Source organism: Thiovibrio sp. Mzg5 (assembly GCF_055379285.1).
In genome coordinates, this window is record NZ_AP022872.1 from 1,574,369 (window position 1) to 1,601,164 (window position 26,796).

At 57.3% G+C, this 26,796-nt stretch carries 26 protein-coding genes; 9 read left to right on the forward strand and 17 right to left on the reverse strand.

The window, feature by feature from the left end:
- Together ACZ46D_RS07100 and ACZ46D_RS07105 are read left to right on the forward strand one after the other, a co-directional pair.
- Complete coding sequence (locus ACZ46D_RS07100) at nucleotides 1-2,799, forward strand: GAF domain-containing protein (protein ID WP_464926759.1); 2,799 nt, start codon at nucleotides 1-3, stop codon at nucleotides 2,797-2,799.
- Between the two features lie 101 nt (nucleotides 2,800-2,900).
- A complete protein-coding gene (locus tag ACZ46D_RS07105) occupies nucleotides 2,901-3,302 on the forward strand; it encodes a hypothetical protein (RefSeq protein WP_464926760.1) in 402 nt (133 codons plus the stop codon).
- 58 nt (nucleotides 3,303-3,360) lie between these two features.
- On the opposite strand, the gene rpsA is transcribed toward ACZ46D_RS07105, so the two are convergent.
- From rpsA to ACZ46D_RS07160, 11 genes are all read right to left on the reverse strand, one after another.
- Nucleotides 3,361-4,584 carry a 30S ribosomal protein S1 gene (gene rpsA, locus ACZ46D_RS07110; RefSeq protein ID WP_464926761.1) on the reverse strand — a complete coding sequence of 408 codons (1,224 nt, stop codon included), beginning with the start codon at nucleotides 4,582-4,584 and terminating at the stop codon, nucleotides 3,361-3,363.
- A 73-nt stretch (nucleotides 4,585-4,657) separates the two neighbouring features.
- Entirely contained in the window at nucleotides 4,658-5,170 is a 513-nt protein-coding gene (locus ACZ46D_RS07115; RefSeq protein ID WP_464926762.1) for a YfcE family phosphodiesterase, read from the reverse strand.
- Nucleotides 5,167-6,258, reverse strand: a complete 1,092-nt coding sequence (locus ACZ46D_RS07120) for a pyridoxal phosphate-dependent aminotransferase (RefSeq protein ID WP_464926763.1) — start codon at nucleotides 6,256-6,258, stop codon at nucleotides 5,167-5,169. Before ACZ46D_RS07120 ends, ACZ46D_RS07115 begins: the two co-directional genes overlap by 4 nt.
- A gap of 1 nt (nucleotide 6,259) precedes the next feature.
- Nucleotides 6,260-6,811 carry a bifunctional adenosylcobinamide kinase/adenosylcobinamide-phosphate guanylyltransferase gene (gene cobU, locus ACZ46D_RS07125; protein WP_464926764.1) on the reverse strand — a complete coding sequence of 184 codons (552 nt, stop codon included), beginning with the start codon at nucleotides 6,809-6,811 and terminating at the stop codon, nucleotides 6,260-6,262.
- Nucleotides 6,808-8,643 (reverse strand): RiPP maturation radical SAM C-methyltransferase, encoded by a 1,836-nt coding sequence (locus ACZ46D_RS07130; RefSeq protein ID WP_464926765.1) that lies wholly within the window; start codon nucleotides 8,641-8,643, stop codon nucleotides 6,808-6,810. The genes cobU and ACZ46D_RS07130 overlap by 4 nt, the downstream gene beginning before the upstream one ends.
- Nucleotides 8,644-8,793: 150 nt before the next feature.
- Entirely contained in the window at nucleotides 8,794-9,468 is a 675-nt protein-coding gene (lolA, locus tag ACZ46D_RS07135) for an outer membrane lipoprotein periplasmic chaperone LolA (RefSeq protein ID WP_464926766.1), read from the reverse strand.
- Entirely contained in the window at nucleotides 9,465-10,277 is an 813-nt protein-coding gene (murI, locus tag ACZ46D_RS07140) for a glutamate racemase (protein WP_464926767.1), read from the reverse strand. The genes lolA and murI overlap by 4 nt, the downstream gene beginning before the upstream one ends.
- A 357-nt stretch (nucleotides 10,278-10,634) precedes the next feature.
- On the reverse strand, nucleotides 10,635-11,126 hold the full coding sequence (locus tag ACZ46D_RS07145; protein ID WP_464926768.1) for a Ros/MucR family transcriptional regulator: 492 nt from the start codon (nucleotides 11,124-11,126) through the stop codon (nucleotides 10,635-10,637).
- A gap of 276 nt (nucleotides 11,127-11,402) precedes the next feature.
- Nucleotides 11,403-12,332 carry a GGDEF domain-containing response regulator gene (locus ACZ46D_RS07150; protein WP_464926769.1) on the reverse strand — a complete coding sequence of 310 codons (930 nt, stop codon included), beginning with the start codon at nucleotides 12,330-12,332 and terminating at the stop codon, nucleotides 11,403-11,405.
- Between the two features lie 40 nt (nucleotides 12,333-12,372).
- Complete coding sequence (locus ACZ46D_RS07155; RefSeq protein ID WP_464926770.1) at nucleotides 12,373-13,239, reverse strand: HDOD domain-containing protein; 867 nt, start codon at nucleotides 13,237-13,239, stop codon at nucleotides 12,373-12,375.
- A complete protein-coding gene (locus ACZ46D_RS07160; protein ID WP_464926771.1) occupies nucleotides 13,239-13,550 on the reverse strand; it encodes a hypothetical protein in 312 nt (103 codons plus the stop codon). Before ACZ46D_RS07160 ends, ACZ46D_RS07155 begins: the two co-directional genes overlap by 1 nt.
- A gap of 238 nt (nucleotides 13,551-13,788) precedes the next feature.
- Here ACZ46D_RS07160 and ACZ46D_RS07165 point away from each other — a divergent pair, with 238 nt between their 5' ends.
- Nucleotides 13,789-14,061 (forward strand): FmdB family zinc ribbon protein, encoded by a 273-nt coding sequence (locus ACZ46D_RS07165; RefSeq protein ID WP_464926772.1) that lies wholly within the window; start codon nucleotides 13,789-13,791, stop codon nucleotides 14,059-14,061.
- A gap of 2 nt (nucleotides 14,062-14,063) precedes the next feature.
- Here ACZ46D_RS07165 and queA read toward each other — a convergent pair whose 3' ends face one another.
- A complete protein-coding gene (gene queA / locus ACZ46D_RS07170; RefSeq protein WP_464926773.1) occupies nucleotides 14,064-15,182 on the reverse strand; it encodes a tRNA preQ1(34) S-adenosylmethionine ribosyltransferase-isomerase QueA in 1,119 nt (372 codons plus the stop codon).
- A gap of 54 nt (nucleotides 15,183-15,236) precedes the next feature.
- Nucleotides 15,237-15,437: a DUF2065 domain-containing protein gene (locus ACZ46D_RS07175; RefSeq protein WP_464926774.1), complete on the reverse strand. Its 201-nt coding sequence runs from the start codon at nucleotides 15,435-15,437 to the stop codon at nucleotides 15,237-15,239.
- A gap of 187 nt (nucleotides 15,438-15,624) precedes the next feature.
- Here ACZ46D_RS07175 and ispG point away from each other — a divergent pair, with 187 nt between their 5' ends.
- Genes ispG through ACZ46D_RS07190 form a run of 3 tightly spaced genes read left to right on the forward strand, consistent with a single transcriptional unit; the run spans nucleotide 15,625 to nucleotide 20,707 of the window.
- Complete coding sequence (gene ispG / locus ACZ46D_RS07180) at nucleotides 15,625-16,770, forward strand: flavodoxin-dependent (E)-4-hydroxy-3-methylbut-2-enyl-diphosphate synthase (protein ID WP_464926775.1); 1,146 nt, start codon at nucleotides 15,625-15,627, stop codon at nucleotides 16,768-16,770.
- 18 nt (nucleotides 16,771-16,788) lie between these two features.
- The gene (locus ACZ46D_RS07185) at nucleotides 16,789-18,513 is read left to right on the forward strand and encodes a proline--tRNA ligase (protein WP_464926776.1); all 1,725 of its coding nucleotides are present in this window, start codon (nucleotides 16,789-16,791) and stop codon (nucleotides 18,511-18,513) included.
- 37 nt (nucleotides 18,514-18,550) lie between these two features.
- Complete coding sequence (locus ACZ46D_RS07190) at nucleotides 18,551-20,707, forward strand: RelA/SpoT family protein (protein ID WP_464926777.1); 2,157 nt, start codon at nucleotides 18,551-18,553, stop codon at nucleotides 20,705-20,707.
- A 150-nt stretch (nucleotides 20,708-20,857) separates the two neighbouring features.
- Here the strand turns inward: ACZ46D_RS07190 and rpmB are convergent, their stop codons facing one another.
- Nucleotides 20,858-21,052 (reverse strand): 50S ribosomal protein L28, encoded by a 195-nt coding sequence (gene rpmB, locus ACZ46D_RS07195; protein WP_423122967.1) that lies wholly within the window; start codon nucleotides 21,050-21,052, stop codon nucleotides 20,858-20,860.
- Nucleotides 21,053-21,502: 450 nt separating this feature from the next.
- Here rpmB and resB point away from each other — a divergent pair, with 450 nt between their 5' ends.
- The 3 genes from resB to ACZ46D_RS07210 all read left to right on the forward strand — a co-directional run bounded on the left by resB (nucleotide 21,503) and on the right by ACZ46D_RS07210 (nucleotide 24,172).
- Complete coding sequence (gene resB, locus ACZ46D_RS07200; RefSeq protein WP_464926778.1) at nucleotides 21,503-22,858, forward strand: cytochrome c biogenesis protein ResB; 1,356 nt, start codon at nucleotides 21,503-21,505, stop codon at nucleotides 22,856-22,858.
- A gap of 9 nt (nucleotides 22,859-22,867) precedes the next feature.
- Nucleotides 22,868-23,713, forward strand: coding sequence for a c-type cytochrome biogenesis protein CcsB (ccsB, locus tag ACZ46D_RS07205; RefSeq protein WP_464926779.1), 846 nt, complete (start codon nucleotides 22,868-22,870; stop codon nucleotides 23,711-23,713).
- 156 nt (nucleotides 23,714-23,869) lie between these two features.
- Complete coding sequence (locus tag ACZ46D_RS07210) at nucleotides 23,870-24,172, forward strand: cytochrome c3 family protein (RefSeq protein WP_464926780.1); 303 nt, start codon at nucleotides 23,870-23,872, stop codon at nucleotides 24,170-24,172.
- 194 nt (nucleotides 24,173-24,366) lie between these two features.
- Here ACZ46D_RS07210 and ACZ46D_RS07215 read toward each other — a convergent pair whose 3' ends face one another.
- The 3 genes from ACZ46D_RS07215 to nrfD all read right to left on the reverse strand — a co-directional run bounded on the left by ACZ46D_RS07215 (nucleotide 24,367) and on the right by nrfD (nucleotide 26,268).
- Complete coding sequence (locus ACZ46D_RS07215) at nucleotides 24,367-24,603, reverse strand: hypothetical protein (protein WP_464926781.1); 237 nt, start codon at nucleotides 24,601-24,603, stop codon at nucleotides 24,367-24,369.
- A 39-nt stretch (nucleotides 24,604-24,642) separates the two neighbouring features.
- Nucleotides 24,643-24,996, reverse strand: a complete 354-nt coding sequence (locus ACZ46D_RS07220) for a MerR family transcriptional regulator (protein ID WP_464926782.1) — start codon at nucleotides 24,994-24,996, stop codon at nucleotides 24,643-24,645.
- Nucleotides 24,997-25,086: 90 nt separating this feature from the next.
- Nucleotides 25,087-26,268: an NrfD/PsrC family molybdoenzyme membrane anchor subunit gene (nrfD, locus tag ACZ46D_RS07225; protein ID WP_464926783.1), complete on the reverse strand. Its 1,182-nt coding sequence runs from the start codon at nucleotides 26,266-26,268 to the stop codon at nucleotides 25,087-25,089.
- Nucleotides 26,269-26,796 lie beyond the last annotated feature (528 nt).

The following is a 26,796-nucleotide window of genomic DNA, read 5'->3' on the forward strand; positions in this document are numbered from 1 at the left end:
ATGCTGACCGAGCTGTTTGCCGAACTGAGCGAGCCATGGCCGGACGCCTGCTTTCTCCTCACCAAGAACGGGGAGATCACTGCGACCAACCCTGCCGGCGCAACAATGCTCGGCCTGCCCCCTCATAATGCCCCTGGACACAAGCTCAGCGAATTTGTTCGCGAATCGGTCGAGACGGTGTCCGGCTATCTTGCCACCTGCGCCAGAAACAAACAGCAAATGCCAGGCTCCCTCTCCCGCCTGAAACCAGACGGGCAGATCCTCCGCTACAGCTGCTTCGGCCACCGGATTCAGGCAAAGGTCACGGATTCCCCCCTGATCTTTCTCCGCTGTTCCTTGGCCAAAACCGCGAGCAACCGCTTCACCTCTCTCAACCAGCAACTGGAACGGCAGCTGGCGACCCACCACCGGCTCATGGCCTCCCATACCATGCTGAAAACCGTATTGGACAGCCTGGAGGCCTTGGTCTATGTGGCCGACATGCAGACCTACGAGGTGCTTTTCGCCAACCGTTACTGCCGGGATCTGCTGGGCGACATCACCGGCTCCATCTGCTGGCAGACCATCCAAGCCGGGCAAACAGGGCCGTGCTCCTTCTGCACCAACAGCTTGCTCTTGACCCCTGCGGGAACTCCGGCAAAGGTCCACACCTGGGAGTTCCGGAACACCGTCACCGGTCGCTGGTTCCACATCCATGACCGGGCCGTCCCCTGGATCGACGGCCGTCTGGTCCGGCTGGAGATTGCCACCGACATCACGGCCATCAAAGAGGCGGAGGAAAAGACACGCCGCGAGGAAGAACAGGCCAAGGCCCTGCTCGATCTGGCCCAGCGGCCATGGACCTCCAGGGACGCCTTGACCGACCAAGCCCTGGCCGAGGCGGTGCGGCTCACCGGCAGCACGGTGGGCTATCTTCATTTCATGAAGGAGGATCAGCAAACCATCGAGCTATTTTCCTGGTCGGCAGCGGTCCAGGCCGAATGCTCGGCCTCGAAATTGGTCCATTATCCGCTGGAGAAGGCCGGAATCTGGGCCGATTGCGTCCGCCTCCGCCAACCGGTGATCCACAACGACTACCCAAATACCCCCAACCGCAAGGGCTACCCGGAAGGCCATTTCCCCCTACTCCGCCACCTGAGCGTACCGATTTTTGACGGGGAACGCATCGTGGCCATCATCGGGGTCGGCAATAAGGAACTGCCCTACGATCAGACGGATGCCAACCAACTTGCCCAATACATGAACAACTTCTGGGCCATCCTCAAACAGAAGCTCGCCGAGATTGAAATACGCAGCATCAAGGACCAGTGGGAAAAAACCTTTGACGCCATCGATGATGTCGTGACCATCCATGACCATGAGATGCGGATCATCCGGGCCAACAAAGCGGCGGGCGCCCTGTTCGGGGTAGAACCGGCGGAGCTGATCGGCAAGCACTGCTACGAGCTGTTCCGGGGGGGAGACAAGCCTTGCCCCGGGTGCCCAGAGGTTCTCTCCCGCGCGGATTTGAGCAATCACCGGGCAAACATCTGCCATGAGAATCTAAATAAGACCTTTGCCGCGGCCTCCTTCCCCCTTGTCGACGCAACAGGACTTACCGGCTTTGTCCACATCGCCAAGGACATCTCCGGACAGCTGCGGATGGAGGAGCGGCTGAGGCAATCCCAAAAGATGGAGGCCATCGGCACCCTGGCCGGCGGCATCGCCCATGATTTCAACAATATCCTGGCCCCCATCCTCGGCTACACCGAATTGGCGCTGACCAGGATTTCCTCGCAGGATGCCCTGGCCGCCGATCTGCACCAGGTCATCAAGGCCGCCCTGCGGGCCAAGGAACTGGTCCAGCAGATTCTCGCTTTCAGCCGACAATCCCCCAAGGAGCGAAAACCCCTCCAGCCGCATCTGGTGGTGAAGGAGGCGCTCAAGCTGCTGCGGGCCTCCCTGCCATCCACCATCGAAATCCGCGAAGAGATTTCCCCCGAGTGCGGCGCCATCCTGGCCGACCCGACCCAGCTGCACCAGATCATCATGAACCTGTGCACCAACGCCTACCAGGCCATGCGAGATACCGGCGGGGTGCTGGGGGTGAGTCTGATGAAAGTGAGCATCGGGGAGGAAGACAGCAAGGTGGCCAGCTTCGAGCTTGCGCCCGGAGACTATGTGCTGCTCGAGGTCAGCGATACCGGCTGCGGCATGGATCACGCAACCATGGCCCGAATTTTTGAGCCCTACTTCACCACTAAACCCACTGGGGAAGGAACCGGCCTGGGGCTTTCCGTGGTCCACGGCATTGTCAAAAGCCACCAGGGGCAGATCACCGTGTACAGCGAACCGGGCCGGGGCACGAATTTCCATGTCTATCTGCCCAGGGTGGCGGAGGCGGCTGTGCTGCCGATCGGGGCGATCTGCCCGGAGACCATCCCCACCGGCACCGAGCGGCTGCTGGTGGTGGACGACGAGGAGATGATCACCGGCATGCTGCGGGTGATCCTGCAAAATCTCGGCTACCAGGTCACCATTTGCGGCGACAGCCTGAAGGCCCTGGCCCGTGTGGAACAAGATCCTGCGGCCTTTGACCTGCTGATCACCGACATGACCATGCCCAACCTGACCGGCTTCGAGCTGGCCCAAAAGGCGCTGGCCCTGCGCCCTGATCTGCCAGTTATCCTTTGCACCGGCTTCAGCGAGCTGATCAACAAGGAGCAGGCAAAGGCCATGGGCATCCGGGCCTACCTGATGAAGCCGGTTTCAGTGCGGGAGCTGGCCCAAGCGGTGCGCAAGGCCCTGGATAAAAAATAACCGCGCTCATTCAGCAGGCCAACGCCGGATATTGGTTCTTGCCAAAACCCCAAACCCGCGCTACCGTTTCTCCTCAGGCAACCATCCAGAAAGGAGAATCCATGAAGCACCTCGCACTTTCCCTCGCCGCCCTGCTGCTTATTCCCGCCTTGGCCAACCAGGCAAGCGGTGCCCCAAAAACCCGTTATGACGCAACCACCCAGACCTGCCGGGTTCTCAGCGACGGCCCGCTGGACTGGGAAAGCCGCCCCTGGGGCGAGGGCGGCAAGCTCTTTAAGGAGACCTGCAAGGGCTGCCACTCACGCAACAATGACAAAGGCGCCCCCTTTCTCTGGGTGGAATCAAAAAATTCGGAGGGCTGGAACCGGATCTTTGCAACCCGTTCCCCGAAATGCGCCAAAGCCGGGGCCTGGGACACCATCACCCTGGAGCAGCAGCTGAAGCTCAACGATTACCTGTACCGCTGGGCGGCAAACAGCCAGGACATCAACGACAGCTGCTGACGCTGAAATCAACTCTCCCGGTCCGGGAGAAAAACAGCACGCCAGCCGCCGCCCCATCCTACTTTTTCTGTCCCTTGTTGAAGAGATCGGCAAAGGTGGCCATGGGTGCGGCCTCCTTCTTCTTTTCCGCGATGTACTGACGGAAATCGTCCCGGTTTTCCCCTTCCCCCGCCCCCTTGTCCTTTTTGCCGCCTGCCTTGCCGGCCTCCTGGCCCTCGGCCTTGGCAGGCATGGGCAAGGAGAGGGACAATCGCTTTTTCTCTGGGTCCACGCTGTCGATCTTCACCTCCAGGGCATCGCCCACCTGAACGACCTCGCGCGGATGACTGATGCGTCGTCCCGCTCCCAGCTTGGAGATATGCACCAGGCCGTCGATGCCGGGAGCAAGGGAGACAAAGGCGCCGAATTCCGTGAGACGGACAACCTTGCCGGTGACGACGCTGCCCTCGGGGAACATGGTGCTGATCTCCTCCCAGGGGTTGGGCAGGGAATCCTTGAGGCTGAAAGAGTAACGGTCCTGGTCCCAATCGAGCTTGAGCACGGTGACGGTCACTTCCTGACCTACGGCCAACCGCTCGTGGATATCCTCGATCCTCCCCCAGGCGATCTCGGAAACCGGAATCAACCCCTCGATGCCGCCGATATCGACAAAGGCGCCGAAATCGCGGATGGAGGTGATAACGCCGGTGACGGTCTGGCCGACAGCCAGGGATTCCTGCAGGGCTTCCTTCTGCTGGGCCCGTTCCTCCTCAAGCAAGGCCCGGCGGGAAACCACGATGTTCTTGCCGTGTTCGCTGAATTTGGTGACCCGGAAGGCGAATTTCTTGCCGATGTACTCCTCACCGTTTTCGATCCGACGCATCTCCATCTGGGAAAAGGGGCAAAAGGCCCGGACGCTGCCGGAGAAGCGGACATCAAAACCGCCCTTGACCTCGGCCGTTACCGTGCCCTCAACCGGGATGCCGTTCCGGCAGGCCTCGTCAAGATGGCCGGCCACCGCGCCGCCGCTCACCTTGGCGGTGAACAACCGTTCGTTCCTCTTCTCGGAAAGAAAATAGACCTGTACCTTGTCGCCTTCCGCCACAGTCAGATTGCCCTCACCATCGGTGAATTCATTTTTGGCCACCGACCCTTCGCTCTTGGCGCCCAGATCAAGAAAGATCCATTCCTTGGCAATACGCACCACGGTGGCCTCGATCTTCTGGCCCGGACGCAACCGCTCCTTGGTGGTGGCGGCTGTTTCCTGAAACATCTCGGCAAAACTTTTATCATCATCGGTCATTGTCATCACCCTTACTCACACGTTGTTTTTCCATGATTATCAACTACGAAACAGAAGCTTCTCTCTTCTCGTTTCAATCCTTGTCAATGGCAGAACCGATCTCCACCCTTTCCACCTCTTTTGTTTCACATTGCAAAATACAGAATCCGGGCTGCTCATCCTTGCCCAACAGCTCGCCGGGGTTGACCAGCAGGCAATCGCCGACCTTTTCCACCTGATAGCGGTGATTATGGCCGCAGCACACCACATCAAACATGCTCTGGCAGGCGATGCCCCTGGCCATCTGCGGATAATGGGTAAAGGCGATTTTCAGCCCCCCGGCCTCCACCGCGCCCAGGATGCCGTGGTGGCTGATGGTGGGAAAACGGAGCCCGCATGACTGGGAGATAACATGCTGATCACCGATGTTGTTGCCGTAAATCAGATGCACCGCCCCGCTGAAGCGAGCGAGTTCGTCGAGCATGAACGGGGAGATCAGGTCGCCGCAGTGGATGATCATGCTTACGCTGTAGGCGTTGCAGTATTTCACCGCAGAACGCAGATTGACAATGTGGTCGTGAGTGTCGGAGATGATCGCGATTCTCATGGCTTTTCCCCGAGAATCCCGGCGAGCGCGGCGAGGCACAGTTCGTTGCGCCCTGCCTCTTGCAACGAAACGCGGAAATAGTGGGGATCCAGGCCGGTAAAGTTGCCGCAATCCCGAATCATGATGCGCTCACGGAGCATACCCTCCCGCAACTGGGAGGCGGTCATTGCCCCGGCTAACCGGCAGAGGATAAAATTCGCCGCCCCAGGCACCACCTGCACCCCTGGCAGAGCAGCCAGCCGGGCGACAAAGTCTGGCCGGACCTGAGCAAGATAATCGCGCACCGCCTGGACATAGGAGTCACCATGATCGAGAAGATACTCCCCTGCCACCTGAGCCATGCGGTTCACCCCCCAGGGCTTACGCCGCACCGCAAACCGAGCCATCTTTTCCTCGTTGGCCACGAGAAAACCCAGACGCAGGCCGGGGATGCCGTAAATTTTTGAGGAGGAGCAAAGCAAAAACAGATTGGCAGGCAGAGGAAACCCGGCCAGGGAAGGCTCGTTGACAAAGGGCAGGTACGATTCGTCGACGAGAAATTCCGAGGCCGGATGAGCAAGGATGAAATCAAACAGTTCACGGCTTGCCACCACCCTACCGGTGGGGTTGTTGGGGTTACAAAGAAACACCAGCTCGCCCCCGGTCAGACGGGCAGACAACCGGTTGAAATCAAGGGCGAAATCATCCATCGCTTGCAGGAGGAAAAAATCAACGGCGAGCCCGGCCCAGTTGCAGGCCGTCTGGTAATCACCATAGGTTGGGGAAACGACCAGGGCGCGCCTGCTCTGAACGCTACCCGGCACAGCGTAGATAAATTCGGTGGTGCCGTTGCCCGCCAGCACCTGCTGCGGGGAGCAACCGTATTTCCCGGCAAAGAGCCTGACCAGGGTTTCACTGCCGCTTTCCGGCAGGAAGCTGATCTCCGGAAGCCTTTCGACCAGCGCTTCCCGCAAGCCAGGCACCATGCCCAACGGGGAGAGATTGCTACTGAGGTCGATGAGATCGCCAACACTACAGCCCAACCGCTTGGCCATGGAGAGAATATCCCCGCCGTGGGCGCCCTGGGCGCTAATCAAGCTCGTTTCCATATCAACCCTTGAGTCGCAGAGGCAGGCCGGCAGCCACGAAAACCACCTGCTCACAGACCAGAGCCATCTGCTGATTGGTCCAGCCGGCCAGATCGCGGAAGCGGCGGCCCAGGGGCGACTCCGGCACGATCCCCAGACCGACCTCGTTGGCAACCAGCACCACCGAGGCGGAGAGCTTAGCCACGGCCTGAGACAACCGGGCAACCTCCCCCTGGATTTTCTCGTCGTTGAAGCCCTGCATCATCATATTGGTAAGCCACATGGTCAGACAATCCACCAAAAAGACCTCCGAGCCGGTCTCGTTTTTTTCAAGCACCCCAACCAAATCCAGCGGCTCTTCCACAGTCAGCCAGCCTATGCCCCGGCTCTGCAGGTGCAGGGCGATGCGCTGGTCCATCTCCGCGTCGTTCCGTGCTTCCAGGGTGGCGACAAAAACCTTGTCCGAAAAATTTTGGGTAACCCATTGCTCGGCGTAGCGGCTCTTGCCGCTCCGGCAGCCGCCGAGCACCAATTTTTTCACGGGGAGTTGCCCGGTTGGTTGTGTGTTCATCATAACCCCTTTGCTGTGTGTACCGCCAGGGCAAGGTACCTTGTTCCCTGGGCAAAGAGCAACCGTTTTGCCGTAAGCTCTTCCAGAAAAGTTGTCAGTTGCGCCTTACCGAGCTTGGGAAACAGACGGGCAAGTTCCGCGAATTCGACCACTGTGTCACAGGCAAGATAGATGGACCGCGAGGTGCCGCGCAACCGGTGATGCAGAGTCGCCTGCCCGGGCAGTTCCTGCCGGATAAGCAGCAGATTGCCCGCATCCCGGTAGGAAAGCGGCGGTGCCAGATGAGCAGGACTTCGCCTTGCCCCATGAAACCGTTGCCAGTCTCGGATTTTTTTAACCACCGGCAACCAGAGCCTGCGCTGGTGCACCCGATCCCCGCGATAGTCATTGATCAGCAGGGTCAGCCCCGGCAAGATGTGCGGCGGGAAGAGCTTGCGGTTGTGGGGATGCTGGACAATGGCGCTGATGCCGTAATCGCTGGGCTTGCAGGCCACTTCGCAGCCATGACCGAGAAAAAAGGTGGCAGCGGCCAGAGGGGTAAAGGGCAGGACAAAATCAAGGTTGGCCAGGGTTTCCGCCACCTCCGCCTCGGTGGACCCAGGAAAACCGGTGATCAGGTTCCCGTCCAGCCGGATGCCCAGGGCAAGGCTTTCCTTCATCAGGGCCAGGTTCTCCATGACCGTGGCTCCCTTGCGCATCTTTTCAAGAAGCCCCTGACTGAGGGCCTCGATCCCGGCCTGCACCGCCACCAGCCCGCCCTCTCGGTAGCCTTTGAGGGTCTCCCCCCGCTGGTTGACCCGGAGTTCGGCAAAAAAACGAAAATCTTTTTTGCCGGAGGCCATCTTGGCAAAAAATGGTGCGGCTTCCCTGCCAGGCAAAACATTATCCGTAAAGCTGAAATCAAGACAGCCATGCCGTTCGGACAGACCCAGCACCTCCTGCTCCATCTGCTCGGCACTCTTACCCCGGTAGCCGTGCCACTGGAGGTTGAGATTGCAGAAGGTGCATTTCCCCCACCAGCAACCCCGGGAGAACTCCACCGGCAGCTCCGGCACGAAGGGCTCCCCGGCAAACTCTTGGCGCAGGTCAAGGAAATAATCAGCGTAGTCAGGGGGCGGCAACTCGGCCAGGGTCTTGAACTGGCCGCCGCTGAAAGCCTCTTCCTTGACCTGCCGGGTTCGGGCCATAATCTGGGGAACCAGGGAGGCCTGCCGTCCGGCCAGCACCTGGCAGAGGTTCGCCAGCACCATTTCCCCCTCGCCATGCACCACATAATCGAGCCAGGGAAAGGTTGCCAGCAGAGAGCTGCCCATTTCCGCCACGCAGGAAGAGCCGCCAAAGACAATGGGCAGCCGCGGTTGCAGCTCCTTAATCCGCTTGGCCGCCAAAAGCGAGGCCAGCAGCTGGTTGAAGCAGACGGAAAAGCCTACGAGATCGAACTGCCCCCAGTCCTGCCCGGCAAGCCAATACTGGAGATGGGCATCCACCTTCTGCCAAAGGCTCTCAATATCCTGACCGCTCGCAGCCTTGCAATTTTTAAGTTTTTTGGCAAGAAAGGTGCGCAACACCCCACGCTGCTCCGGAAAGAGCAACCCGGCGTACAGCCCCTCGCAGAGCCAGACATCCTGGGAGATTTCCCGATAGAGTTCAAGGCCGAGGGCTTTGGCCAACCCAAGATAGGGATGCAGGCAGGCAACCTGGACATCCGGCACGGTCTGAGCCAGATAGCTCTTGAGCGTCCCCAACTGAATAGAGGGCCGGTTGAACAACGCCCAAGGCATGGCAATTAACCCCAGACGAAACGGAGGGTGCGGCTGACTCGGATTCTCAACCATTTCCACTGCTCATATTCATTAGAGAAAAATTTCGCCCCGGGATCAAAAACGTTCAGCAGTGCCGCAGATGCGCGAAAGAGGCCTGCGAAGTGTGCTGGTGCACACGAGCAGGCCGATGACAAAGCAGATGCGGTGCTGCTGGGCGTTTTTTTACTGCTCGATGATTTCTGTGCCCAGCGGCGGGGTAAAGACAAAAACCTCCGGCGAGACCGGTTCGTTGCGGCTGATATTGGAAAAGGCCAGATCGGTTATACTGCCAAAATGATCGACGATCTCCAGACGGCGCACCATGAAATTCTCGTCGATCCAGACATGGAGGTAATCCACCTGCGGATGCGCGATCTTGGGCACGAGCTTGATCGCCTTGAGATTCGCATCCCCCTGCCTTTCCGGCGGCAGCACCTTGAAATCACGGACAATATTGCCGGTGCCGACAAAGAAGGCATAGGTAACATCGGAGTTGATGTATTGCGAAACCGGCTGCACGATCATCTGGGCGGAATTGGCCACATACATGGAGACCTTCTTGCCGTCGCTGATCAACACCTGCCGTTCCGGCGTCTGATAATCCCAGCGGATGCGCCCGGGCTTGAAGATCACCACCTTGCCCGCGCCCAGCCGCTTACGGGTGCTCATGGGTACCGAGGTCGACTGCTTAAAGTCGGCGGTCATGGTCTTGGTCTCTTCGTAGCGGGCCTGAAGTTTTTGCGCCAGCTCCAAGGGCGTCAGGGCAGCACACCGGCCGTAACCGGGAAGAAGCGCCAAAAAAATAAAGCCCAAGAGCAAGGAGAACAATGATTTGCAGCAGAGATCCATACGGTTCATGACAAATGACTCCTGTTGAAGATATCCGAGGCAACCTTTTCCAGGTTAATGGGGCGGCCAAAGACCTTTCTGGCTATATCGACAGCCGCATCGGTCACATCGGAAACATAATAATGGCTTACCCCGTTGCGTTCGAGCTGCTGCTCGATGGCCGGGTTGGTGTCCAGAAAAGAGGCCAGGCTTTCCGCCACCACCTCGGAGGAATCGATAATCGCCACCCGCTTGCCGATGCGCGGTTGGATCAGATCCTTCAACAGCGGATAATGGGTACAGCCCAGGACAAAGGTATCCACCTGCCTCAGCCGCAGGGGTTGAAGATAACGGCGGAGGATCATCTTGGTTTCCCGCTTGTTCAGCCAGCCTTCCTCAACCAAGGGAACCAGAAGGGGGCAGGCCTGGGAATAGACGGTGTATCCCGGTTGCTCGGCCAGGATCTTTTTTTCATACACCCCGCTCTTAATGGTGGCCCGGGTGCCGATCACCCCGATCCGGCCGGAACGGCTGGTGACCACGGCCTTGCGCACCGCCGGGGTGATGACCTCGAAGATGGGGACGGAAAACTCCTGCTGGAGGATTTCCGAAGCTACGCTGGCTGCGGTGTTGCAAGCGATAATGATGATCTTTGCCCCCTGGCCGAGGAGAAACTCCGTATTCTGACGGGCATAGGCGATAATGGTTTCCGGGCTCTTGGAACCATAGGGGGTTCGGGCCAGGTCGCCGAAATAGGCAATGCGGTATTGCGGCAGAAGCTGTTCAACAGCCTTGGCCACTGTCATCCCGCCCACGCCCGAATCAAAAATACCAATCATGGAAGTCTCGCAATAAAAGTCAAAAACACAAAAGTCCGCGGCCCCAAAATCAACAAGCTACAGTAGCGCAGCGGCAACCGTTGTAATCGCGGCTTTTGGCGATTTCAACAATCATAAATCCACTCACCAAAAAAAATAAACGAATTATAACATCAAGCCAGAAACGAGGCGAAAACACCGGGCACTATGCAGTGTATTCGGGAAAAAGTCAACATCCACAGCCTTGCCTGAAGCAGCACAACTCTCACGCCCCCGACAAAAAATCTGCCGCGCCTTAACAAAAAAAAGGAGGACCCTGACCGTCAGGTCAGAGGCCCTCCTGGAGGGACAACTGTGATCACCCCGTGGTGGCAGGAGCTATTTCTTCTCGCTGCCCGCCTTCTTGGCCTGGCCGTTTTTCTTGCGCTTGGCAATGGCCTTGCGCAAATTATCCGGCAAGCCGCGATCCTTGCCTGCTTTCTTGCGCCGCTCGGAAAGGGACTTTGCACAAAGAGGCTGCCGCAGGGGGAAGCCCCATTTCCCCCGGTATTCCCTGCCGGTCAGACCATGGGAGCGCAGATGCTTTGGAGACAGCATCTTGAATTCCTGCCCACACTCCAGGCAAACTATCTTATTTTTCTGGATGGATTTTTCGGGGCTCATGCCAGGAACAACTACCGCGGCAGTTCCTTCTGAAATTCCAGCCTGCTGTTTTGCTTCGCCTGCCTGCAACGCCTGCAACGCATTAAAAGTAGATTGCAACGCCAGGGTTATTTCCTCTGTATTCATTGCCTTTGAAGCACATTGCGACTGAACCAGATCTGCCGCCATTTCGACAAGAGATTTTCCCATATTTACTCCCTCCACCATTGATCGTTACAAGTAAACAACATATAGATTTATACGTAGCGCAAAACAACCATCAAAGCAAGTTTTTTCCAGACAACATCAAGCAGGCTCAATTGCTACCCAGACAACTACTTGTCATGACAGCGCTGTTTTCTCTCCCTGGGGATCTACAACATCACCCAGCAAGAATCAGTACAAAAAAAAGCACCTGCATCCAAATTCGGCGCAGGTGCTGCACGTTTCATCTGTATTCGGCCTTGTTACGCCGCCACTTTCCTACATACAGCAGCTCGGCTGCTATGTATCCCGCCGATCAATCAAATAATTGCTGCCATCCATTTTTTTGACGCAATGCTTGAGCTGGGAAGCAACAGAAGAAACCTCGCCATAATGCGTGTATCTGCCGCCACCGGTTGTCACCGCCGCGATGGAAAGACTCAAAAGTCCGAAGCGTGTTTCGCGGTCCTGCCGGTCGCGTCCGACAAACTCGCCGACGGCGATATCTTCCGCACTCAAGAACATATTCCGCACCAGATCGAAATTGGCCAGAATCTTTTTGCAAACCGCCTCCACCATCTCTTCCCGGACAATAAAAACGAAATCATCCCCGCCGATATGCCCGACGAAACTGCCCTTCCTGGCCAGCTCGTCCACCACATTGACCATGACCCGAGCCACCATGAGGATCACTTCATCCCCACGGGTGAAACCATACCGGTCATTATAGGGCTTGAAATTATCGATATCCACATAGCAGACCGCATAGCCGTCCGATTCCCCCAGCACCCGTTGGATGGCGCGGATGATAGAGGTATTGCCAGGAAGCCGACTGAGGGGGTTGTTATCAAAGGCCCGAATCATCCGGGATTCGGCGAGGCGGATCCGGGTAAGCAGAACCTCGGGGGTAAACGGCCTGGTGATGATGTCATCCACCGGATAATTATCCCAGTCCAGCTCAACCTGGAGTTGATTCTCGTCCACGACCAGAAAAATGGGGATATTGGCCTTTTGCAGACAGGCCTTCACGGCCCGGATCAATTCGATATCCCCGTTTTTGCCGGAAAAACCCTTTTCCGTTATCAGCAAATCCGGAGGATCTTCCAGCACCTGCGACAAGGCATCATGCAGATTCGCACAATGTTTCATCGCAAATCCCTTGGCATCTAGAAGAAGGCGGCATTCCGGCATGATCAGCGAGTCGCTGCCGGCAATCAGAATACGGGACATTTTCGCTCCACCTCAGGCACTCGCACAACGGAGAAAATCCTCATGCCGCGCCTTCGGGGTTGGACTGAATATCGAGACTGAAGCCCTTGACGTCCCAAAGCTTTTCCTCGATCTCCTGCAGCAGGGGATCAATATCGGCGGGGGCAAGGGCCAGGAGTTTCCAGGCCTTGTTGTTCAACGGCGGCACCCAGATATCTCCGGCATGGCCATAGCCAAGCCCCCGAATCAGGATATTGGCGAAATGGACAATGGCGCTGGCCTGCTGTTCTTCCTTGGCAAGCTGCGGATCATGATGGCAGGCAATGGGCTCGACCAGCTTGTTGGGCAGGTTCCAGCTCTTGGCCAGCCAACTTCCCACCTCGGCATGATCCAACCCCAGTATCTCCCGTTCCGCCTCAAGTCTGGAGATCTTTTTCTCCAGGGACAGGGCGGTGATCATTTCGTACTCCCGGGGCAATTCCATCTTAATGGCAACCTTGCCGATATCATGGATAAGCCCGGCGGTGCTGATCTCTTCCGGGTCCTTCACCCCCAGATGTCGGGCTAAAACGTTACAGACCACGGCACAGCCCAGGGAATGCTCCCAAAGCTCCACATCCTGCGACTCCATGACCTCAAAAATGGAGGCACTGATAATCAGGCTCTTGATAACATTAAAACCGAGAAGAATAATGGCGCTGTTCAGGGAGCTGATCCGCTGCGGAAAACCGTAAAACGCCGAATTGACCAGTTTGAGCAGCTTGCTGGCCAGGATATGATCCTTGCTGATCACCCTCCCCATCTGCTCGGTGGTCGTGTCCGGATTCTCCGCCATCTTGCCCAGCTTGGCAACGATTCCGGGCAGGGTCGGCAGATTTTTTATCTCCCGCAGCACCTTTTTGAACTCGGCACGTTTTTGCTCATCCATCAGACAGTACTCCGCGAGGCCGCCAGCTTTGCTTTAATCCGCTTCTTGAGATACATGAGCGGCGCGATATCTTCAACCCGCTGAAAACGCAAATCGATCTCCTGCAATTCCTCCTGCAGGGTCTTTTCCCCCTCGATGTTCACGGGATGCCCGTCCACCGTGATATCAACCACGTCCAACCCGGCCAGACGTGCGATCAGGGGTTCGCTCAACGCCGTGCCGGCCCCGCAGAGTACCATCCCCTCGGGGTTCAAAATTTCCTTGGCCAGAATCATTCCCGGCTCAGCCTGGGCTAACAGTATTCTCTGCACGCCGATTCCTCATATTTTCGTTCCGGGACAAGCCCGCCATCGCGTTCCGCCGGGGAATCCATCGCTAGACATTGACAGATCAGACAACCAGCATTAAATTATATCCCATTTCAGAGAATGGCCATACTGTAAAATAGAGTATTTTCGCAGATGTTTTGCTGGGAACAATAAAATCCACTGTTTCCGGCACTTTTTTTAACATAATTGCCGTACTGGACTCAAAACGGAGGGACCAGAAATGCCTGTCTACGAATACCAATGTGAAGCCTGCCAGGATGTAATCGAGGCGCAGCAGAGCCTGTCCGACAAACCGCTGACCACCTGCCCCGCCTGCACGGGCACCCTCAAAAAACTTATCTCCCGGAGTTCCTTCCAGCTGAAAGGCGGGGGCTGGTACTCCGATGGTTACAGCAGCAGCCCCGGCAAGGCAAGCGCATCCTGCTCGCCGGCAAGCGGTGACGCCGCCCCGTCCTGTCCGGCTAAAGAAGGCTGTGCCTGCAAGTGCGACTGAACTCACCCCCGGGGATGCCTGGTAATCAAGGCCATGGCGTCCCCGTAGCTGTAAAACCTGTACCCTTTCTCCACCGCCTCCCCGTACGCAGCAAGAATCTTCTCCCGTCCCGCCAGGGCGCTGACCAAAAAGAGCAGGGATGACTGCGGCAGATGGAAGTTGGTGATCAGGTTGTCCACCACCCTGAACTGAAAGCCCGGATAGATATAGAGATCGCAAAAACCGCTGCGGGCTGCAACCTGCCCTGTATCCTGGGCGGCAAACTCCAAGGCCCGCACTGAGGTGGTGCCCACCGCCCAGATCCTCCCCCCTGAAGCCTTTGTTTCATTGACCAGCGCGGCTGTCTCTTCGGAAACCATGAGATATTCGGCATGGATCGCATGCTCCCGGATATCCTCGACCCGCACCGGGGCAAAGGTGCCGTAGCCGACATGCAGGGTTACCTGGGCCACGCGAACCCCTTGCGCCTGAATTCTCGCCAGAAGCTCAGGGGTAAAATGGAGCCCCGCGGTGGGCGCAGCCACTGCCCCGGGACTTTCGGCATAAACCGTCTGATAGCGCTGCCGGTCTTCCTCGCTCTGCCCTTCTTCCCGACGGATATAGGGAGGTAGGGGCATCTGCCCGTGTTCTTCGAGAAGCCTGGCCAGATCGCCCCGAAAACGCAAGGCAACCCGCACCTTGCCGTCGGGGAGCAACTCCCGCACCGTGCCGACCAGATTTTCAGAAAAAAGCAGCTTTCCTTCCGGCTGCGGACGCTTGGCGCTTTTCACCAGCCCGATCACCTCGGCCTGCTGCCAGCCATCGGTCTCCCCACGGCCAGAATCCGGTTCCGGAACCGGATATTCCAGGATCAATAGCTCCGCCTTGCCACCGGTTTCCTTTCTGCCCAGCAGACGGGCCGGAAAAACCCGGGTGTTGTTGACCACCAGAAGATCCCCCGGAGCAAGATAATCACTGAGGTCGACAAATTGCCGGTCCCTGGTCTCTTCGGTCAGGCAATCCACCACCAGCAGCCGCGAAGAATCACGGCGGCTCAGGGGATGCTGGGCGATATTCTCCTCGGGCAGGACGAAGTGATAGGAGGCAAGAAAAAAATCAGCGTTGCTGGCCATGGATTCCATTTGAGTTTACTGGACGGGGAATGAGAGAAAAATCGGAGGAGCCGAACTCTGGTGTCAGGGAAACAGCCCGGTTCGCTGGGTGAGATAACAGAGGAGCAGGCCAAGCCCCAGGGCAAAGAGTCCCGTGGCCCGCAAGGCCCCGGCTGGCATCTGGCCGATTCGCGCCAGCCACCGCTGCATGGCCTCGGGAAAAAGGACATAGGGAATCGCTTCCAGAACAAAGACCAGCCCAAGCACGGTAACAAGAAGTTTCATGGCCGCACCCTACCAGCTGGCCTTCGTTTTTTCAAGACCAACCTGCCACGAGGCTCGGCCGTAAAATCGACAAAACAAAGCCTTTTCGCATGGTTGTCCAAATGACCCACAAACCAACCAACCAACTCGCCCGGACAACCCTTTATTTTCTCCTTGTTTTTCGTGGCAAAAAAAATACCGCACCGCATTGGCCCGCCCGACAAAAGATGGATGCAGGAAGAAAAGCAAAAGTGTATACTCTCGCACCATGATAACCCGGAGAAAAACACGACAAATCAAGGTGGGCAACGTACCGGTGGGCGGTGACGCCCCCATTGCCGTGCAGTCCATGACCAATACCGACACCCGGGATGTGGAAGCCACCGTGGCCCAGATTCACCGGCTCACCGAGGCGGGCTGCGAGATCATCCGGGTGGCGGTTCTGGACCTGGAGGCGGCGGCGGCCATCACCCGGATTCGGGAGCAGATATCCATCCCGCTCATCGCCGACATCCATTTTGACGCCCGGCTGGCCGTAGCCAGCATGGAGCACGGCGCCCAGGGCATCCGGATCAATCCCGGCAACCTCGGCGGCCAGGACAAGCTGGCCCGGGTGGTGGCGGCGGCCAAACAACACCTTGTGCCCATCCGGGTCGGGGTCAACTCCGGCTCGGTGGAAAAGGATATCCTGGCAAAACACGGCCACCCCACTCCCGAGGCCCTGGCGGAAAGCGCCCTACGCAATGTGCGTCTGCTGGAGGAGCTGGATTTTGACCAGATCAAGATCTCCCTCAAGTCCTCGGACGCCCTCACCACCCTGGAGGCATACCGGCTTTTGTCCGGCCAATGCGACTACCCCCTGCATCTCGGAGTCACCGAGGCGGGCGGCCTCATTGCCGGCACGGTCAAATCCAGCGTGGCCCTGGGCATCCTGCTCTACGAAGGCATCGGCGACACCTTCCGCATCTCCCTGACCCGGGATCCGGTGGAGGAGATTCGGGTCGGCTACGAACTATTGAGGAGCCTGCACATCCGCGAACGGGGGCCGGAGCTGATCTCCTGCCCCACCTGCGGCCGCTGCCAGGTGAACCTCTTCTCCCTGGCCGAGCAGGTGGAACGCCATATCCAGAACATCGAAACCCCCTTAAAGATCGCGGTCATGGGCTGCGTGGTCAATGGCCCGGGCGAGGCGAAAGAAGCCGATATCGGGGTGGCTGGCGGCCACGGGGTCGGCATTATTTTCAAGAAGGGCCAACTGTACAAGAAGGTGGCCGAGGACAAGCTCCTGGCCGTTTTCCTGGCCGAGATCGACACCATGATCGAAGAGGCGCGCCAGAACGCGCCTAAACCATAACTGCTTACCAGGTGCCCCATGCGTTTTTCCCAACTGCTCATCCCCACCCTGAAAGAAACCCCCTCCGAGGCCGAGGTGGTCAGCCACCAGCTGCTGCTCCGGGCCGGATTCATCAGAAAACTCTCCTCGGGGATTTATTCCTACCTGCCTCTGGGCCTTGCCTCCATCCGCAAGGTCGAACGCATCGTCCGCGAGGAGATGAACCGGGCCGGGGCCCAGGAGCTGCTCCTGCCCATGGTTCAGCCGGGGGATCTCTGGAAGGAATCCGGGCGCTGGGAAAAGTATGGCCCCGAGCTGCTGCGCTTCACCGACCGGCACGGCCGGGAAAGCTGCCTCGGACCAACGCATGAAGAGGTGATCACCGACCTGATCCGGTTCAACGTCCACTCCTACAAGGAGCTACCCCTGAATCTCTACCAGATCCAGACCAAGTTCCGGGATGAGATCCGGCCCCGCTTCGGCCTGATGCGCGGCCGGGAGTTCATCATGAAGGACGGCTACAGCTTCGACGCCACCGAGGATGGGGCGGACGCGACCTACAAAAAGATGCACCAGGCCTACCACCGGATCTTTTCCCGCTGCGGCCTGGCCTTCCGGGCGGTGGAAGCGGACACCGGCACCATCGGCGGCAGCTTCTCCCACGAGTTCATGGTCCTGGCCGACACCGGCGAAGACACCATCGTGATCTGCAAGGGGTGCGAATACGCGGCCAACATGGAAAAGGCCCGCTGCCAGACTCCGGACGCGCCAGCCGCGCCGCCCCTGCTCGCCCTGACAAAGATCGAAACCCCGGGCAAGAAAAAGGTGGCTGCGGTCACTGAATTCCTGAAGATTTCCGCCAAGGAGCTGGTCAAGACCCTGGTCTACATGGCCGAGGAGAAGCCGGTTGCGGTCCTGCTCCGCGGCGACCACGAGGTGCAGACAGTCAAGCTGGCCAATGCCCTGGGGGTGAACACCGACAACCTGCGGCTGGCCGAGGACAAAGAGATCTTCGACGCCACCGGCACACCCAGCGGCTATCTCGGGCCCATCGGCCTGACCATCCCCGTGCTGGCGGACAGCGAACTCACCCGGATGCACAACTTCGCCATCGGCGCGGGCGAGAAGAATTACCATCTGCTCCATGCCAATCTCAATCGCGACTTCACGGTGCAGACCATCACCGATCTGCGCCAGATCACCAGCGAAGACCGTTGCCCTGCCTGCGGCGGGAGCCTGGAGCTGACCCGCGGCATCGAGGTGGGCCACATCTTCAAGCTGGGCACCAAATACAGCGAGGCGCTCAAGGCAAGCTTTTTGGACAACCAAGGCGCGGAACAGCCCTTCATCATGGGCTGCTACGGCATCGGGGTCAGCCGCACCGTGGCCGCATCCATCGAGCAGAACCACGACAAGGACGGCATGATCTTTCCGGTGCCCATCGCGCCCTTCCAGGTCATCCTCCTGAACCTCTCGCCCAAGGACGAGGCGATCACCGGGGCGGCCAACGAACTGTATGGCCAGCTGGGCAAGGCCGGGATCGAGGTGCTTCTGGACGACCGGGATGAACGGCCTGGCAGCAAGTTCAAGGACGCGGATCTGCTCGGCATTCCCTACCGGATCATGGTCGGCAAGGGCTTCAGCGAAAAAGGAGAGGTGGAGATTCGCGACCGGGCCACCGGCAACACCCTGAGCCTGCCCCTGGCCGAAGCCGGGGCAAAACTCATTGATCTGGTCCGCAGCGCCCTGGCTCCGCCAGAGTAAACGAACCCAAACAAAGACCATTACCGCCGACAACCGCATGGTTACCATAGAAGCAATAGTCGAACGAGCCAGGGGCTACATGCCCGAGGAAGATCTCGTCCTGCTCACCAAGGCCCATGCCTTTGCCGAGGAATTTTACTCGGGCAAGCATCGCCTTTCCGGTCGCCCCTATCTCTACCACGCCCTCATGGTCACCGACATCCTGGCGACCATGCGCCTGGATGTCCCCACCCTCTGTGCGGGCCTCCTGCACGGCGTGCTCAAGAAAGCAGAGAACCTCAAGGAGACGGAAAAAACCCTCCGCGAGGCCTTTGGCGACGATGTCACCAACATCGTCAAGGGCGCCACCAAGATCACCGATGTCCAGTTCAACAGCCGCCTCGCCTACCAGGCGGAAAATATCCGAAAGCTGCTCCTGGCCATGTCTTCCGACATCCGGGTTTTGCTGGTCAAACTGGCCGACCGGCTGCACGACATGCAATCCCTGCAGCAGGTTCCGCGTGAGAAACAGCTGGAATTTGCCCAGGAGACCATGGACCTCTATGCCCCCTTGGCCAGCCGGCTGGGGATCGACTGGCTCAAGCGTGAACTGGAAGACCTCTCCTTCTCCTATCTCCACCCCGAGGAATACCAGGATCTCGCCACCAAGATCCACACCTCCCTTGCCGATCGGGAAACCTATGTGGATGAAGTCAAGGCGCTGCTCAACCAGAAGCTGACCGAGCATGGCCTCAAGGGGTTCCGAGTGCTGGGTCGGCCCAAACATCTTTACAGCATCTACAAGAAACTCGTGGCCCAGAATATCCCCTTCGAGAAGGTCTACGACAAGGTGGCCTTCCGGATCATCGTCTCCTCGGTCAAGGAGTGCTACGAGGCTTTAGGCATCATCCATTCCCTGTGGACCCCGGTGGATGGGCGCTTCAAGGATTTCATCAGTACCCCGAAAGGCAATATGTATCAGTCGCTGCACACCTCGGTGATCGGGCTGCGCGGGGAGTTCATGGAGGTCCAGATCCGCACCGAGGAGATGGACCAGATCGCCAAAGAAGGCATTGCCGCCCACTGGGCCTACAAAGAAGGCAAGGCCATCACCACCAAGGACGCCAGGCTTTTCAAATGGCTCAAGCAGTTGGTGCACACCCTCCAGGAGTTGGAAGACCCCAGGGAATTTCTTGATGCGGTCAAGGGGGAACTTTACGAGGAGGAAATCTTCGTCCTCACCCCCACCGGGGAGGTAAAGGAATTCCCCAAGGGCAGCACCCCCATTGACTTTGCCTACAGCATCCATACCGAGGTGGGCAATCGCTGCACCGGCGCCAAGATCAACGGAGTCATCACCCAACTCAAAACCCAGCTCCAAAACGGCGATCTGGTGGAGATCATCACCTCGCCCAAACAAACGCCAAACCGCTCCTGGCTCGGCCTGGTAAAAACCGCACGGGCGAAAAGCCGGATCCGTCAGTGGCTCAGCCAGGAAGAACGGGAAAAAACCCTACAGGTCGGCCGGGAAATCTGCGAACGTGAGTTGAAAAGACACAACATCAGTCTGAAAAAACTGATCAAAACCGGCCATCTCAAGGAGCTCCTCAAAACCATTGCCTGCAACTCCCTTGACGACCTGATGCGGAGGGTCGGCTCGGGAAAAATGATGGTGCAAGCCATTATCAAGGAATTGCAGCCCGAGGAAATCCGGGAAACCCTGCCGGAGGATATCGTTCAGGCGGCGGCCCCGACCAAGGGAGGGAGAAAGCCGGACAGGGACAACATCATCCGGGTAAGCGGAGCGGATAATGTTCTTACCAAGATCAGCCATTGCTGCATGCCGGTGCCAGGAGACGAGATCGGGGGCTTCATCACCTCCGGCCGGGGCATTTCCGTGCACAAGGCATCCTGCCCCAACCTTAAAGCCGCAGACCCGCAGCGTCTTATCGCCGTCAGCTGGGCCGAGAACATCAAGGCCACCCACCGGGCCCAGATTCAGGTTATCGCCCGGGACCAGAAAGGGTTGCTGGCCACGCTCAGCAATGCGATCAGCCACGACGACGCCAACATCCTCACCCTTGAGGCAACAACCTCAAGCGGCGGGATCGCCAAGATCTCTATAGTTGTTGAAATAAACAGCAGGGAACATCTCTTACGCCTGCTGCAGCATGTGCAGCAGCTTGATGGCGTTTTGGAGGCCAGGAGAACCTAAGAGCTCGCTTACCGGCAAGCTTTTGGCCGGCGGGGGAGGGGGAAAATTGTCCAAGGGCAGAGAGTGATCCAGCCTGACGCTTTCCCACAAAAAAAAGCCCCAGCTTCGCAAAAAGGAAGCAGGGGCTATCAATAACAATTTCGGAAAATATCAGGCAGGCTTGACCACGGCGCCGGAACGGATACAACGGGTGCAAACACGGACCTGCATGCCATTGCCCCCGGAGGTAGCCATTCTTACCCGCTGCAGATTCGGCAGCCAACGCCTTCTGTTCTTATTGTTGGCATGACTTACATTGTTGCCGGTGGTCGGGCCTTTTCCACAAATCGCACATTTTTTCGACATGACATAACTCCTTTAACAAACCGCGCCAGCGGACATTTTGAAATCATTATACCGAGACAGCCTGATTTCTTCCGGCTTAGTCCCTTTTCAAAGAGAAAAATGTATACACCTTCTCCCTGCAGTTGACAAGTATTTTGTTCTCTTTTTTTGTCCGCGCCGGAAAAAAACGGTTCCGCGAAAAAGGGTGGAACAAACCGGAGGGAGCGGTGTCTTGTTACCACAGGGCACTTGCCACCCTTCCCGCAGCCATCAACAGACGCGGCACACAACCAAGGCTCCCTTGCCGGCGGAAATACCCGCCCCCTGGGGAGTTTTTTTATTGACAGCCCAAGGCAAACACGGGTAGAGATTACAGACAATTACCCAACGGGATCACATTGCAACCAAGGCAGAACCTTCTGTCTTTTTCCCATCCATCACCTCAAAAATCACCTCGTTCACAAGGCGCATATGAAAAAAACAGAAAACATGGTGTGGCGCTTTTTCGCATCCGTCAGGCTTGCTCTTTTTTCCCTGCTGATCCTTGCCACAACCTCCATCATCGGCACGCTTATTCCCCAAAAAAACCCGCCCGCGTTTTACATCGAAAATTTTGGCCAGCGCACCGCGCAGTTCTTCCAGATGCTCGATGTGCCGGACATGTACAACTCCTGGTGGTTTATCAGCCTGCTACTCCTGTTCAGCATCAACCTCATCGTCTGTACCATCGACCGGCTGCCCAATGTCTGGCAGATGGTGGTGATGAACAACCTGGACATTGATCCTGAACGGCTGGGAAAAATGCCCCACCGCCAAGAATTCCGTGCCCGTGGGGATTCCAGCGCCCTTGCGGAGATGGCCACCACCCTGCTTGCAAAAAACGGCTGGAAGGCGCAGAGCGCGAATAAACCCACCGGTTCGCTCCTCTTTTCCCAAAAGCAGGCCTGGAGTCGCCTGGGCGTCTACGCTGTCCACCTGAGCATCCTCATCATCTTTGCCGGGGCCATCATCGGCTCCTTGCTCGGGTTCAAGGCCGGCGTCATGATCCCGGAAGGAAGCGCCACCGATACCGTTTACGAAACCGGCACCGAGAAACCCCTCTCCCTCGGCTTCACCGTGCAATGTGATGATTTCAACGTTTCATTTTACGCAGACGGAACAACCCCCAAGGAATTCCGCTCCAACCTTTCGATACTGGAGAACGGGAAAACCATAATCGACAAACGGGCCATCATCGTCAACGATCCTCTGGACTACAAGGGCATCACCTTCTACCAATCCAGCTACGAGCCCATGCAGGGCTTCAACGTGGTCATCACCAACAGAGCCACCAAGGTCAGCCAGTCCTTCCAGATTCCCTTTGGCCAGAAAATCAGCTGGCCGGAAGGCGGCATCGACTTCGGGGTTATCAACCAGGAGGTGCGCAGCCGCATGGGAGATGTCGGCAGACTGAAGGTGTGGTTTTCCGATGGCCAGGGCGACCCCAGCATCTTCTGGATGGACAACAACGCGTCCCAGACCATTTCCAGCCCGACCGCAACCTATGACTTCGAAGCAAGCCAGGTGTACGCCACCGGCCTTCAGGTCGCCAAGGACCCCGGGGTCTGGACCGTTTATGCCGGGTGTGCCCTCATGCTGATAGGCCTCTACGTCGCTTTCTTTCTTTCGCACCGGAGAGTTTGGGTTTATATTACCAAGGAAGAGGCTGATGACCGTTGCCGGATACTCGTTTGCGGTGCCAGCAGCAAAAACAAGATCGCCTTTGAAAAAGAATTTGCCGCCCTTGTCGAGTGCTTCACCCACGAATCCACGCTTCAAAACGCTTAAGGACCTGCCATGAACAGTTCACAACTCTTGGGCATAACAACGCTTGCCTATCTTTTTTCCGCCATGCTCTACATCGCTATCTTTGTCTTTCGGGCAAAAAAGCTCGGCCTCTTCGCCACGCTGATCACCGCCTGCGCCTTTCTGATCAACACTGCGGGCATCGCCCTGCGCTGGCAAGAATCGTATCAGGCAGGCATCGGCTATGCGCCCCTTTCCAACATGTACGAATCCCTGGTGTTCTTCGCCTGGGCCATTGCCATCTTCTACCTCGGCCTTGAGTGGAAGTACAAGAACAGGGTTCTGGGCGCTTTCTCCATGCCCTTTGCCTTTGTGAGCATGGCCTATGCCTCGTTTTCCCCCCAGTTCGGCAAGGAAATCAAACCGTTGATCCCTGCCCTGCAAAGCAACTGGCTCATCGCCCATGTCATCACCTGCTTTGTCGGCTATGCGGCCTTTGCGGTGGCCAGCGGCATGGGCATCATGTATCTGCTCAAGGACCGGAAGACCAACGAGACCCCCGGCTCCCTCCTTGCCTCCCTGCCCGAGCTCAAGGTGATCGACGACATCATCCACAAGACCCTGGTTTTCGGTTTTCTCTGGCTCACCGCCGGCATCATCACCGGGGCGGTCTGGGCCAACTCCGCCTGGGGCACTTACTGGAGCTGGGATCCCAAGGAAACCTGGTCGCTGATCACCTGGTTTGTCTACGCGGCAACCCTCCATGCCAGATTCACCAGGGGATGGGGAGGGCGGCGCATCGCCTGGCTAGCTGTACTCGGCTTCCTTTCCGTGATCTTCACCTACTATGGCGTCAACTTCCTGCTTTCCGGCCTGCACAGTTACGGCGGCAGCTGATCTGAGCCGTCAGCCACAAGAAACAAACGGACTGGATCCCAAATATTCTTCCTGCTTGACAAGGCTTGGCAAGTAGGTTTATAAAACAACATTTGTAAGTGAATGGGGATTCATAAACCCAATTTTATAAACCAACTGTATTAAGGGAGAAGAACAATGAAGAAATCCGTTATCTGTTCCGCAGCCTTCGCGCTTGTTTTTGGCCTTACCGTTGCAGGCTCCGCTCTTGCCGCAGACAAGGGCCCGGCCGATATCACCCTGAAGACCGATGCAGCCAAGAAACCCGCAGTATTTCCCCATGCCAAGCATCAGGCCAAGAATGAATGCGATGTCTGCCACAAGGACGCCAACTTCCCGGCGGACAAGAAGTGGGATATGAAGAAAGGTCACGCTCTCTGCCAGGGCTGCCACAAAGCCAAGAATGCCGGCCCGACCAAGTGTGACGGTTGCCACAAGTAAGCTTCCTGCTTCATAGACAAAAAAAAGCTGCTCAATCGAGCAGCTTTTTTTGTCTTATTTCTTGCCATCCCTGCAACCAAGAGTCAATCACCAGTCAGTTTTTCCACAACTGGTCGCTCACTCCTGATCACAGCCATCATGACTGGCCCCTTCCTGCTCTGCCAAGGGACACATGTGCTTCGCCGAGCTGCATCTCAGACCATCGCCTCCGGCTCGGCCCCATTCCCCTGCTTTGCCAAGGAGATTACACTGCAGATGGCGGCAATGGCTGAAAACGGCCCCAACAAAAGAAACAGGACAAAGGTTGCAACTCCCCAACAAGCCTCGCTGATCTGCTGCAAAGAAACCCTGGCCGGAACGCTTCCCTTTACTTCGTCCGCACCCAAACCGCTGAGATTGATTTTATCCAAAAACTGCGTGATGGTGGTCATTGTCGTTCTCCTTGTTAAAAAAATAGCCGCTCCCCTTGCTCAGGCGGCAACATCCCCAGATCTCTGCTCCACACTGATCTTTCTGGGAACAAGCCCGCTGGACATAAAGGCCGTGCACTGCTTTCTCTTCTCAAAGGGACAGTCGGCAATATTCCAGCAGGGGGTGTACTGCAACAGCTTCTTAATGGCCGCGATGCTGATGCCATGCTCATGGATCATGTCCCGCAGGCACTGAATCCACTTGATGTCATCCATGGTGTAGTAACGCCACTGCCCGTTGCGTAAAGGCGTGATCAGGTTTTCCCGTTCGTATATCCTCAGGGTCCGCGGATGCACTTCCAGCATTTTCGCCGCGGTTCCTATGGTGAAGATTGCCTTGTTGTCAGATATCATGGTCTCTACTCCGGTTTGAGCTTCCTGCGGGCGGGATATCCCACCCGCAGGAGGTCATTTATCTTTACTCAGCCGCGTACGGGGCAGTGATTAATGATTGCCGTTGGGCCGGAAGGCCTTGCCGAAAAACCGCTCGCCGAGGAGGAACCCGAGACCAATAAGACCGAAGCCACCCAGGGCGATCAGAAACTCCGCCACGGAGGGGACATAGGAAAGGTAAGTCGGCAGTTCATCCCAACCGTTGTAGATCGGCACGATCTGACCGGCAACCACGATGTCAAAGCGCTGGAAGTACGCACCAACCAACACCATAAGGGCTGCGGCGGACAGGGCCTGCTGACTCTTCATCCGGGACAGGGTCATGATCACGATGGGGGCAAGCATGCCGACCACGGTCTCGAACACCCAAAAATTCATGGAGAGCGGCCCCTGGATCAGGCTCAGCGCTGCAAGACGAGCCTCTTCGGCACCGGAAAAAGCGGCGATGAACTTCCAGGTCGTAGCAATGACCAGCAGCACGAGGGTGCTGAACATAACCTTACCCGCGCCCTGGAGACCTTCCCGGGTGAGTTGGCTCATTTCCTCGCCCCGCATCTTATAGGCCCAGTTGCTGAACAGGATGATCGCGGCAGAACCGGTCATTACGGCCGAGGCAAGAAAATAGACGGGAAGCTGGGAACCGTACCAGAAAGGACGGGCGGAAAGGGTCGCGAATACCGCGCCCAGGTTGGTGTTTGCCGCAAGCTCAGCCATGGCCCCAAGTACGCCGAGGGTAACGGCCAGGGAGTACTTCTTGGTCAGGATCAGGTAAAACTCGACAAACATGAAGCCCACGGCCATGCTGTACAGGGTTCCCATCCACCAGATGTTGGAGGTCAGGTTCGGGGAGAGCATGTTGTAGAGCAGCATGCGATGGGGATTTTCAAGTTCAAGACCGATGATGAGGAATCCGCCGAAGATGACCACGATGGAGAGATATACCATCCGGTTGGCGAGCGCGGTCAGACGGTTGTGCCCAAAGATGTGGCTCAGAACAGCCAAGAGGCAGAGCCCCGTTGAGATGATCGCGAAATAAGCATAATTCGCGATCAAGATACCCCAGGGCATCTCCCTGGTGTTGGCAAAGGCATGTTCATGCCCGACAACCTGCGCATAGAGGCCGGCGCCGATACCGACAAGGGCCAGGATCGCGCAGATGATGGTGGCCTTGGTCACGGTCGGGGTAGCGACCTTTTCCTCTGCCACCTCAGCGATTGAGAATGCGTTCAACATGATGTTTCCTCCCTAAAGATTTTTACGTACAGATTAACAGTTAGTTTTTAACTCACTCCCGGCCAGGGAGTTATTTCTCACAAACTTCTTTTATTTTTTTATTTCAGCCTGCACCCAAACAGTTGCTGATGTTTTCTGGAGCAAGGTCTACTTCCCGGGCCGCCACCCGATGATTGAGGAGTTTTTCCTCGCCAGAATATTTCCCAAACTCTCCCCGGCCACCTCCTTGTCTGTGCATACGCTTATTCGGCCATGGGCTTTTCCCGCGCAACATCCCCATGTCGATCTAGGTACAGAGCAAGGTACGTGCCACAACATACGATCAGGGGCTCTTTTCTTTTCAGTTTCCTGTTTTTCATAGAGAAGCAAGCAGTTAGAGTTCTGTAAGAATTCATTTCATATCTTTCAGGGACACATACTGTTTCAAGTTATTTAACACATTGGGCGTTTTTTGATTTGGACACCATCGCAGAGAGGGCGCAAAAGAATCCCATCTGCTACCGAGCAAAATCTGCGCCTCAAAGTCGG

Coding starts and splice junctions, on each gene's coding strand:
- ACZ46D_RS07100 (WP_464926759.1), top strand. CDS start 1: ATGCTGACCGAGCTGTTTGCCGAACTGAGCGAGCCATGGCCGGACGCC.
- ACZ46D_RS07105 (WP_464926760.1), top strand. CDS start 2,901: ATGAAGCACCTCGCACTTTCCCTCGCCGCCCTGCTGCTTATTCCCGCC.
- rpsA (WP_464926761.1), bottom strand. CDS start 4,584: ATGACCGATGATGATAAAAGTTTTGCCGAGATGTTTCAGGAAACAGCC.
- ACZ46D_RS07115 (WP_464926762.1), bottom strand. CDS start 5,170: ATGAGAATCGCGATCATCTCCGACACTCACGACCACATTGTCAATCTG.
- ACZ46D_RS07120 (WP_464926763.1), bottom strand. CDS start 6,258: ATGGAAACGAGCTTGATTAGCGCCCAGGGCGCCCACGGCGGGGATATT.
- cobU (WP_464926764.1), bottom strand. CDS start 6,811: ATGATGAACACACAACCAACCGGGCAACTCCCCGTGAAAAAATTGGTG.
- ACZ46D_RS07130 (WP_464926765.1), bottom strand. CDS start 8,643: ATGGTTGAGAATCCGAGTCAGCCGCACCCTCCGTTTCGTCTGGGGTTA.
- lolA (WP_464926766.1), bottom strand. CDS start 9,468: ATGAACCGTATGGATCTCTGCTGCAAATCATTGTTCTCCTTGCTCTTG.
- murI (WP_464926767.1), bottom strand. CDS start 10,277: ATGATTGGTATTTTTGATTCGGGCGTGGGCGGGATGACAGTGGCCAAG.
- ACZ46D_RS07145 (WP_464926768.1), bottom strand. CDS start 11,126: ATGGTGGAGGGAGTAAATATGGGAAAATCTCTTGTCGAAATGGCGGCA.
- ACZ46D_RS07150 (WP_464926769.1), bottom strand. CDS start 12,332: ATGTCCCGTATTCTGATTGCCGGCAGCGACTCGCTGATCATGCCGGAA.
- ACZ46D_RS07155 (WP_464926770.1), bottom strand. CDS start 13,239: ATGGATGAGCAAAAACGTGCCGAGTTCAAAAAGGTGCTGCGGGAGATA.
- ACZ46D_RS07165 (WP_464926772.1), top strand. CDS start 13,789: ATGCCTGTCTACGAATACCAATGTGAAGCCTGCCAGGATGTAATCGAG.
- queA (WP_464926773.1), bottom strand. CDS start 15,182: ATGGAATCCATGGCCAGCAACGCTGATTTTTTTCTTGCCTCCTATCAC.
- ACZ46D_RS07175 (WP_464926774.1), bottom strand. CDS start 15,437: ATGAAACTTCTTGTTACCGTGCTTGGGCTGGTCTTTGTTCTGGAAGCG.
- ACZ46D_RS07185 (WP_464926776.1), top strand. CDS start 16,789: ATGCGTTTTTCCCAACTGCTCATCCCCACCCTGAAAGAAACCCCCTCC.
- ACZ46D_RS07190 (WP_464926777.1), top strand. CDS start 18,551: ATGGTTACCATAGAAGCAATAGTCGAACGAGCCAGGGGCTACATGCCC.
- rpmB (WP_423122967.1), bottom strand. CDS start 21,052: ATGTCGAAAAAATGTGCGATTTGTGGAAAAGGCCCGACCACCGGCAAC.
- resB (WP_464926778.1), top strand. CDS start 21,503: ATGAAAAAAACAGAAAACATGGTGTGGCGCTTTTTCGCATCCGTCAGG.
- ccsB (WP_464926779.1), top strand. CDS start 22,868: ATGAACAGTTCACAACTCTTGGGCATAACAACGCTTGCCTATCTTTTT.
- ACZ46D_RS07210 (WP_464926780.1), top strand. CDS start 23,870: ATGAAGAAATCCGTTATCTGTTCCGCAGCCTTCGCGCTTGTTTTTGGC.
- ACZ46D_RS07215 (WP_464926781.1), bottom strand. CDS start 24,603: ATGACCACCATCACGCAGTTTTTGGATAAAATCAATCTCAGCGGTTTG.
- ACZ46D_RS07220 (WP_464926782.1), bottom strand. CDS start 24,996: ATGATATCTGACAACAAGGCAATCTTCACCATAGGAACCGCGGCGAAA.
- nrfD (WP_464926783.1), bottom strand. CDS start 26,268: ATGTTGAACGCATTCTCAATCGCTGAGGTGGCAGAGGAAAAGGTCGCT.